We start from the raw sequence: 8,835 nt of genomic DNA on the forward strand, positions 1-8,835 counted from the left end.
CGCCATGAGGCTGCGGCGCGGAGGACGTGCGGCGATCGCAGGCGCGGGCCTGGTCGCCGCTCTCGTCGTCGCCTCGTGCGGCTCCGGTTCCAACGGGGCCTCGACTAGCGCGGGCACGGCGACGACGGCGGCGCCGACGGGGCGACCGCCGGCCGGGCCCTTCGCCGTCGGCATGCTGGTCCGTCCGTTCGTCGACACCAGCCGGCCGACGGCGGCGCAGGGCGGCGCCCCCGCCAAGCCCAGCCGCACGCTGGTGACGACGATGCTGTACCCGGCGCTCGGCCCGCCCGGCCCCGCCGCCCGGCCCAACGCTCCGCCGGACACCGCCGCCGGACCGTTCCCGCTCGTCGTCTTCGCCCCCGGGAGCGGGGGCGCGCCGGCCGACTTCGGTGCCCTGCTCGGCTCGTGGGCCGAGGCGGGGTACGTGGTCGCCGCCCCAGAGTTCCCGCTGACCGGCGCCCACGCGCCCGGTGGTGCGGTCGTCGCCGACTACGTCAACCAACCCGGTGACGTCCGGTTCGTCATCGACCAGATGGTGCGGGCTCCGCCGGTCGAGCTGGCCGGCATGGTGGACAGCGGGCGGATTGGGCTGGCCGGCCACTCGCTCGGAGGTGTGACGACCATGGGAGTCGCCTTCAACACCTGCTGTCTCGACCCGCGGGTGAGGGCCGTCGTCGTGATGGCGGGGTCACCGCTGCCCTTCCCCGGAGGCACGTACTTCGGCCGGGTGGCGTCGCCACCGGCGCTGTTCATCCAGGGCTCCGCCGACGAGAGGGTGGTCCCCGACACGAGCGTCCTGGCCTACAACCGGGCCCGGCCGCCAAAGGCCCTGGTGATGATCGTCGGCGGCACCCACAGCAGCCCGTACCAGGGCGATCAGCTCACGCGCCAGGTCGACCTGGTCGCTCGGATGTCGATCGACTTCCTTGACCGGTACCTCGAGGGACGGCCAGCCGGCGCCGCCCAGCTGCGACAGGCCGTCGACTCGTCCGGCGGGCTGGCCACGCTGCGGGAGACAGGACTCTGAGCTCGTCCGGGGTATCGTTTGGCCGATAATCATTTGTGGAGCGAACGATCAGCCATGGCCATGGGGCGCGTAGACCGCGAGCAGAGAACCGAACGTCCGGTCGATAGCGGGCCGGTGGCTACCCCGCCGGGCCCGGCGGAGGACGCGCAGATCATCAGGACGGTCGACCTGACCAAGGTGTACCCGGGCACTGATTTCAAGGCGGTCGACTCGCTCAACCTCTCCGTTGGCGCCGGCGAGATCTTCGGCCTGCTCGGCCCCAACGGCGCCGGGAAGACGACGACGGCGGGGATGCTCACCACCCGGGTGATCCCGACCAGCGGCGAGGCCTTCGTGGCCGGGATCGACGTCGTCGCCCACCCGGCCCTTGCCAAGCAGGTCATCGGCGTGGTGCCCCAGGAGAACACCCTGGACCGCGCCCTCAACGTGTGGGAGAACCTCTTCTACCACGGCCGGTTCTTCGGCATGTCGAGCAAGGACGCCCGGTCCGCCGCCGACTTCATGCTCGACCTGTTCCAGCTGTCCAAGTGGGGGGAGGCGTCGGTCTACGCCCTCTCCGGTGGGATGGCCCAGCGCCTCATGGTGGCCCGAGCCATCCTGCACCGGCCGGCGATCCTGTTCCTGGACGAGCCCACCGCGGGCCTCGATCCCCAGAGCCGCATCGCCCTGTGGGAGATCCTGACCCTGCTGCACGACGGCGGGCAGACGATCCTGCTGAGCACGCACTACATGGAAGAGGCCGACCAGCTGTGCGACCGGTTGGCGATCATCGACCACGGTCTGATCCTGGCCCTGGACACGCCGGCGGGCCTCAAGGCCAGTGTTGGGGCCGACACGATCGTCACGGTGAGCGCCAACGGCGACCTCGCCTCCCTGGCTGACCTGCTCGAGAGAGAGGTCGAGGGCGTCACCCAGACCCACCAGGTCGACGGCACGGTACGGCTCCACGTCAAGGGGGCCTCGCGCGTCCTGCCCCAGGTGGTGACGGCCGCCGAGCGGGGCGGGTTCGAGGTCAACGACCTGTCGGTCGCCGAGCCCACCCTGGAGACCGTGTTCATCAACCTCACCGGAAAGGAGCTGCGCGACTGATGGCCACGATCAGTGTCGAGGCACCCTCCAGCGTGGTGACCCACCCGACGCGTTCGGCGGTGCAGGCAAGCCGGGCCGCGTTCGTCGCCCTCCTCCAGCGGGACCTGGCGGTCCTGCGCAAGGACCTCGGCCTGTTCCTGGGGCGGACGGTCATCCAGCCGTTTCTGCTGGTGTTCGTGTTCCTGTACGTCTTCCCGACCATCGGCCAGGGCATCGGTGGCGGCCGGGGGACGGCGGGCGAGTCGGCGTTCGCCACCATCCTCGTCGCCGGGGTGGTCGGCCTGTCGATCATGTTCCAGGGCATCCAGTCCGTCGCGCTCCCTATGGCGACCGAGTTCGGCTACACCAAGGAGATCCAGGACCGGGTGCTCGCACCACTCCCGGTGACGCTCGTCGCCGTGGGGAAGGTCACCACCGGGGCGATCCAGGGACTCATCGCAGCCCTCATCGTCTTCCCCATCGCCTCCGTGGTGCACGCCAAGAACGTGACCGCCCACCTCGCCATCCACTGGCCCGTCGTGGTGACACTCATCCCGCTGACCTGTGTCATGTGCGCCAGCCTCGGTCTGCTCATCGGCTCGCGGGTCGAGCCCCGCAACATCGGGGCCATCTTCGGGTTCCTGGTGCTGCCCATGACCTTCCTCGGTGGCACCTACTACCCCTGGACGAGCCTCTCCGGCCTGAAGATCGGGGGATGGTCGTGGCTGCAGACGGTGGTGCTGATCAACCCGCTCATCTACGTCACGGAGGGATTCCGGGCCGCGCTGACCAGAGCGCCCCACATGCACCTGTACATCATCTATCCGGTGCTCATCGGGTTCTGCGTCGTGTTTCTGTGGTACGGGTTCCGGCATTTTCGCAAGCGGGTGCTCGCGTAGACCTTTAGGGCGACAGGCGCTCGAGGATCCAGCCGTCGCCCTGGCGGCGGTAGCGCAGGCGGTCGTGGAGCCGGTCCTCCTGGTGGTGCCAGAACTCGATCCAGTCCGGCACGACCCGGTAGCCGCCCCACGTGGGCGGGCAGGGGACCTCGCCGTCGCCGAAGCGCTCGACGAGCTCGGCCACGCGATCTTCGAGGACGTGGCGCCCGGGGATGACTGCGCTCTGGTGTGAGGCCCACGCCCCGATCTGGCTGGCGCGGGGACGCGTCCGCCAGTAGTCCTCGGTCTCCTGGCGGGAGACGCCGTGGACGGCTCCGCCCACCCGGACCTGGTGATCGGGAGGCCAGTGGAAGACGAGGGCGGCCCGGGGATTGGCGCGTAGATCCGAGGCCTTTGCGCTCTCGTAGCTGGTGTAGAAGACGAACCCCCGGTGATCGACGTCTTTCAGCAGGACCACGCGTCCTGCAGGCACGCCGTCCGGCGTCCCCGTCGCCACCACCATGGCGTCGGTGGCGGCCTCCTCGTGCCAGCGCCGGAACTGTCGTATCGGGTCAGGATCGAGATCCTCCTCTCGCAGAATGGCCACAGCACGATTGTGCGCCGCTAGGTGATGCGCGAATCAAACACAGGCGTTACAGTGTCTTTGCGAGCCAGAGGGCGGTGGCCGTATGACAACCCGGGGGGAGCAGCGATGCCACCGTTGGTCGTAGGCGGCCGATATCAACTTGTCCACAGGCTTGGATGGGGCGGGATGGCTACCGTCTGGCGTGGCGAGGACCTCATCCTCGGGCGCCCGGTGGCCGTCAAGATCCTCCACGAGGGCCTGGCCCAAGACGAGGGCTTCCGTGGGCGCTTCGAGCGAGAGTCGCACCACGCTGCCCGCTTGACGCATCCGAACATCGTCACCGTCCACGACTCGGGCCAGGACGGCGAGACCCTCTTCATGGTGATGGAGCTGGTCGAGGGTGAGTCCCTGCGTTCGATCCTCTCGTCTGCCGTGGGACCGGTGGCCCTGGGCCATGCGACCCGCCTTGGTCGCCAGGTGCTCGCCGCGCTGTCGCACGCGCACGCCCGTGGCATCGTGCATCGCGACATCAAGCCAGCGAACATCTTGATCAACTCCGCTGACGTGGTGAAGGTGGCCGACTTCGGCATCGCCAAGGCGGCCGAGGACACGACAGACCTGAGCCCGGCAGGGATGGTCATCGGCACCGCCGCCTATGTCTCGCCCGAGCAGGCGGCTGGTCGCCCCGTGACGCCCGCGTCCGACCTCTATTCTCTGGGCTGTGTGCTGTACGAGTGCCTAGCCGGACAGCCCCCGTTCGTCGGTCCCAGCGTCCTGGCTGTCGCTCTCAAGCACCACAATGATCAGCCAGCACCGTTGCGGTCGTGGCTGCCGACCGTGCACGTCGAAGTCGAGCGCGTCGTGATGCGGGCACTGGAGAAGGACCCGGGCCGGCGCTTCGCCTCGGCGGCCGAGATGGACTCGTCCTGGGTGCGATCTGTCGCCCAGGACCCGTCGAGCCTCTCGTTGGTCGGCTCTCACCTCGATCGACGCGCGGACGACGGTTGGCGGGAGTTCGTCCCCGCCGGGCGCACAGCGTCGACGGGCAACATGGAGCAGCTCTTCGTCGATTGACGTTCGTCGGCTGGGTGTCAGCCGAGCTACACGGGGTCGGGGTTCATCGCTTGAAGGTTGGCGTAGGCTGCCGCCGCCGTCTGCGTCCGCGGCCCTGGGGAAGCGGGCAGCGCGGTCCCGTCGACGGCCCGAATCGCCTGCACGTTGCGAGTGGCCGAGGTGAGGAAGGCCTCCTCGGCTCGGGCGAGGGCCGCGATGGGGGCGTCACGTTCGACGACGTCGAGCCCGCAGCACTCGATGATCAAGTTCCTCGTCACCCCGCCCAGGCAGCCGGCCGACAGCGGCGGGGTCAGCAGCAGACCGTCGACAACCAGGAAGACGTTGGTGCCGCTTCCCTCGCAGAGGTTGCCGGCCGTGTTGGCGAAGATCGCCTCCGTTGCCCCGTGTCGCCTTGCCTCGGCCAGGGCCAGCACGTTCTCGGCGTACGACGTGGTCTTGATCCCGACGAGGGCGCCTCGCTCGTTGCGCGGCCACGGGACCGTGACGACATCGGTGATCGGAGGGCGATCCGGGAGCGGGCCCAGCAGCACGGCCGTCGTCGGCGTCCCGTTCCCCCGGTCGGAGCCGAGCGGCCCTGTCCCGCTCGTGTAGACGAGCCGCATGACTGCGTCGGTGGCGCCACTGGCGGTGGTCACCTGATCGACGGCGGCGCGCAGGGCGCCGGTCTCAGGAGCCGGCAGGCCGAGGGCGACGGCCGACCGCACCAGGCGGGTGAGGTGCCGGGTGGCGGCCAGGGGACGGCCGTCGCGCACGGCGATCGTCTCGAAGACACCGTCGCCGACGGTAAGGCCGTGGTCGAAGACGCCGACCTGGGAGTCGTCATGCTCGAGCAGCTCCCCGTTCACCCACACCTTCATGGACCGGCGTTGGTGGAGCTCTCGTCGGTGGCCCACACGTCAGCCAGGAAATCGGCCATCTCTTGCGTGAGGCGGTCCGGCCACAGCCGCAGCTCCAACGGGGAGCGGGCCCGCACCAGGTGACTGTCTGGTAGCTCGCGCACGAGGTTGGTCGCGTCGTTCAACGGGTGGATGAGGTCGTTCCGGTGGCCCAGCACCAAGGCTGGCACGTCGATGGTGCGCCGCTCCTCGACCGAGGGCGCAGTGGGGCCGACGAGGATGCCGTGGAGCACGGCCGCCATCTGCCCGGGCGAGAGCGACGCCGCGTTGACGAAGCTGTTGAGCGGGGCGAAGGGCGTTCTCGGGAGGCCTCGCGCCAGCCTGCTGAGGGCAGCGGCGAAGGGTGTGGCGTAGTGCAGCGCCAGCACGAGCGGCACGAACAGCACCGCTGCCGCCGGCACGGCCCACTCGAGCGCCGGCATCTCGAGCACGAGCCCACGGACCCGTTCCGGGTTCAGCACGGCTGCCTGGAGGCTCACGTTGGCGCCGAGCGAGACGCCGCCGAGGACCGCCTGGTCGGCGCCCAGCTCGTCGAGCAGGGCGAAGACCTGATGGGCGTAGAGGTCGATGCGGTACAGCGAGGCGTGCTCGGGCTTGTCGCTCCGCCCGTGCCCGAGCAGGTCGAGGAGCACGACCTTGTTGCCCCGGCGGGCCAGCGCCTCGGCGATCCCCCGGTTGATGTCCGCGTCGAGGAGGATGCCGTGCAGGTAGACGAGTAGGCGGTCGCCCTCGCCGTGTACCTCGTACGCCAGCTCCCGCCCCTCGAAGCGGAAGGTCCGGGTGTCGGCGGCGCGGGTGGTACGGCCGGTTGATCGGCCCCGTATCGGGACGATGGAGTGATCGGATGGGTCGAAGGCCTCGGCCGTCATTCCCCCAGCCTACGGGGTTCGGCGTGAGCGACACCGGAGCGTGTCGACCGCCGCGACCGTCTTGTAGCTCGTCAGCGGCGGAGCTCGAGCCCCTTCCACACCGTGGCCACGGCGGTCTCGGCCCACCTCGGCGGGCGCTTCCTGCCGGCCAGATGGCGGGCGATGAATGAACCGATGAGCATCTCCATGACCAGGTCGAGGTCGGCATCGGGGCGGATGAGGCCGAGCTCCTGGGCTCGCCGCAACAGCTCTCGACTGCGCCGCTGACGGGGGTGAATGATGCGCTGACGATGCAGCTCGGTGAACTCGGAGTCTTCCCCGTCGCCCAACAGCGACGCGATCACGTCGAGGCCGACGTCTTCGTGGACCCTCTCGAAGTTGTCCAGGAAGTCCACCAGATCGCGCTGCGGGTCGTCGGATGCCGGCAGGAGCTCGTCGACCGGGATCATGGCGGCCAGGGCGGCGGTGGCCAGGTCGGCCTTGTTGCGGTAGCGCCGGTAGATCGTCGTCTTGGCCACGCCCGCCCCGGCCGCGACCGCCTCGACCGACAAATGCCGGTAGCCGCTGTGCTTCAACAACCGCAGCGTGGTCGCGAGGATCGCCTCATCGGTCTGCTCGTCCCGCGGCCGGCCGCGGGAGGCCACCGGGCCAGCGGCGTCGACCACTAGGACGCCCCCACCGCGGCGGCGGCATCGGGCTCGTACGACGTCACGACGAAGTCCCGCTGTCGGATCAGCACGGCCGCCAGCACGGCCCCGACGAAGGCGGTCACCGAGGCCACGATGAACAGCTCGTTGAGTCCGCTGATGAAGGCCTGGTTGGCCGCGTGGCTGACCGTTCCCCGGAACTGGGGTGGCACTGCGGAGAGGACCTGCTGGCTGCCGCCGGCGGCGACGCCCTGGGCGATCTGGCTGGTGTGGGCGGCGGCCGGGGTGCCGGCCAACAGGTCGCCCAGCTTGCTCTGGACCTGGCTCTGGAAGAGCGCCCCCAGATAGGCGATCCCGGTGGCGAGCCCGACCTGGCGGAAGGTGTTGTTGATGCCGGACGCCATGCCACTGCGCGCCGGCTCGACCACCCCGACGGCGGCCGAGGCCAGCGGCGGGTTGATCATCCCGATCCCGATGCCGGCCAGGATGAAGCCGGGCAGCAGCCCGGTCCACGTGGCGCCGAGCTGCCGGCCGCCCATGAGGACCAGGGCGATTCCCACCAGCGCCAGCCCTCCAGCGAGGAAGATGCGGATCGGCACCCGGGCCGACAGCTTCCCGGCGATCGGGGCGACGACGAACGCGAGGAGGGTGACGGGAAGGTAGACGAGGCCGGCCTTGAGGGGGCTGTAGCCGAGGACGTTCTGGAGATACAGGCTGATGTAGAGGAACATCGAGAACATCGAGGCGGCGATGAAGAAGGCCGTCGTCGAGGCGCCCACGAAGGCGGGCTTGCGGAAGAGGCTGAGATCGAGCATCGGGTGCCTTCTCCGGGCCTCGATCGTCACGAATGCCACCATGGCCACACCCGAGCCGATGAGGAAGGACAGGATCAGAGGGCTCGTCCAGCCGTCGCTGTTGCCACGGATCAGGGCATAGACCAGCAGGGCCAGCGCTCCGCTGAAGGTGACGGCTCCAGGCACGTCGACCCGACTGGGACTTGGGTCGCGTGACTCGGTCACATAGCGCAGGGTGAACGCGACGGCCAGGACACCAATGGGGACGTTGACGAGGAATATCGACTCCCAGCCGAAGGCGTCGGTCAACACGCCCCCGAGGAGAGGACCGATCGCCACGGCGCCGCCGATCACGGCCCCGAGAATCCCGAACGCCGTCGCCCGCTCCGGTCCCCGGAAGGCCTGGGCGATCAGGGCCAGCGAGGTGGCGAACATCATGGCCCCGCCGATGCCCTGGAGGGCTCGGGACGACGTCAACATCAGCGGATTGACGGCCAGGCCGCACAGCAGCGACGCGGTCGAGAAGACGACGAGGCCGATCGTGAAGATCCGGCGACGCCCGATGAGATCGGCCACCGATCCCGAGACCAGCAGCACCGCGGCCAGGGTGAGGGCGTAGGCGTCCACCACCCACTGGAGGTCGGAGAAGCTGGAGTGGAGCGAACGCTGAATATCGGGGAGGGCGATGTTCACGATCGTGATGTCGAGCAGCAGCATGAACGTGCCCACCGACACGGCGGTGAGCGTCATCCACTTTCGATCGACCATGTGACCTCCCGGAGTGGTGTGCACCTGGCGCCCGCCCGAGCGCCGCCATCAGCTACGCAACGTATCGTATCCAAAGTCTGGACTGGGCAACATCTTTGACCAGACCGTGGCTGTGGCCCACGTCACGTGGTGTTTTGTGGACCGAAGGCGTAGCCTCACAAACCGTGGGGACGGTCGCTGGGGACCCGACTTGGAAGGAGGCGCTGCACCGCGGTGTCTCGCGGCGAG

The 8,835-nt window shown here is 69.4% G+C and carries 9 protein-coding genes; 4 read left to right on the forward strand and 5 right to left on the reverse strand.

Annotation, left to right across the window (positions count from 1 at the left end; translation table 11 throughout):
* Positions 1-4 precede the first annotated feature (4 nt).
* The 3 genes from VGF64_13665 to VGF64_13675 all read left to right on the forward strand — a co-directional run bounded on the left by VGF64_13665 (position 5) and on the right by VGF64_13675 (position 2,994).
* A complete protein-coding gene (locus VGF64_13665; protein ID HEY1635804.1) occupies positions 5-1,027 on the forward strand; it encodes a hypothetical protein in 1,023 nt (340 codons plus the stop codon).
* 114 nt (positions 1,028-1,141) lie between these two features.
* Positions 1,142-2,116, forward strand: a complete 975-nt coding sequence (locus VGF64_13670; GenBank protein ID HEY1635805.1) for an ATP-binding cassette domain-containing protein — start codon at positions 1,142-1,144, stop codon at positions 2,114-2,116.
* Positions 2,116-2,994 (forward strand): ABC transporter permease, encoded by an 879-nt coding sequence (locus tag VGF64_13675; GenBank protein HEY1635806.1) that lies wholly within the window; start codon positions 2,116-2,118, stop codon positions 2,992-2,994. The genes VGF64_13670 and VGF64_13675 overlap by 1 nt, the downstream gene beginning before the upstream one ends.
* A 4-nt stretch (positions 2,995-2,998) precedes the next feature.
* Here VGF64_13675 and pdxH read toward each other — a convergent pair whose 3' ends face one another.
* Entirely contained in the window at positions 2,999-3,580 is a 582-nt protein-coding gene (gene pdxH, locus VGF64_13680; GenBank protein HEY1635807.1) for a pyridoxamine 5'-phosphate oxidase, read from the reverse strand.
* Positions 3,581-3,685: 105 nt separating this feature from the next.
* Between pdxH and VGF64_13685 the strand changes: the two genes are divergently transcribed.
* Positions 3,686-4,633 carry a protein kinase gene (locus tag VGF64_13685; protein ID HEY1635808.1) on the forward strand — a complete coding sequence of 316 codons (948 nt, stop codon included), beginning with the start codon at positions 3,686-3,688 and terminating at the stop codon, positions 4,631-4,633.
* A gap of 26 nt (positions 4,634-4,659) precedes the next feature.
* Here the strand turns inward: VGF64_13685 and VGF64_13690 are convergent, their stop codons facing one another.
* From VGF64_13690 to VGF64_13705, 4 genes are all read right to left on the reverse strand, one after another.
* Complete coding sequence (locus VGF64_13690) at positions 4,660-5,490, reverse strand: aminotransferase class IV (GenBank protein HEY1635809.1); 831 nt, start codon at positions 5,488-5,490, stop codon at positions 4,660-4,662.
* Positions 5,487-6,398, reverse strand: a complete 912-nt coding sequence (locus VGF64_13695; GenBank protein ID HEY1635810.1) for an alpha/beta hydrolase — start codon at positions 6,396-6,398, stop codon at positions 5,487-5,489. Before VGF64_13695 ends, VGF64_13690 begins: the two co-directional genes overlap by 4 nt.
* A 71-nt stretch (positions 6,399-6,469) precedes the next feature.
* Entirely contained in the window at positions 6,470-7,063 is a 594-nt protein-coding gene (locus VGF64_13700; GenBank protein HEY1635811.1) for a TetR-like C-terminal domain-containing protein, read from the reverse strand.
* On the reverse strand, positions 7,063-8,607 hold the full coding sequence (locus tag VGF64_13705) for an MFS transporter (GenBank protein HEY1635812.1): 1,545 nt from the start codon (positions 8,605-8,607) through the stop codon (positions 7,063-7,065). The genes VGF64_13700 and VGF64_13705 overlap by 1 nt, the downstream gene beginning before the upstream one ends.
* Positions 8,608-8,835: the final 228 nt, after the last annotated feature.

This window comes from Acidimicrobiales bacterium, from assembly GCA_036491125.1.
Classification (GTDB): Bacteria; Actinomycetota; Acidimicrobiia; order Acidimicrobiales; family AC-9; genus AC-9.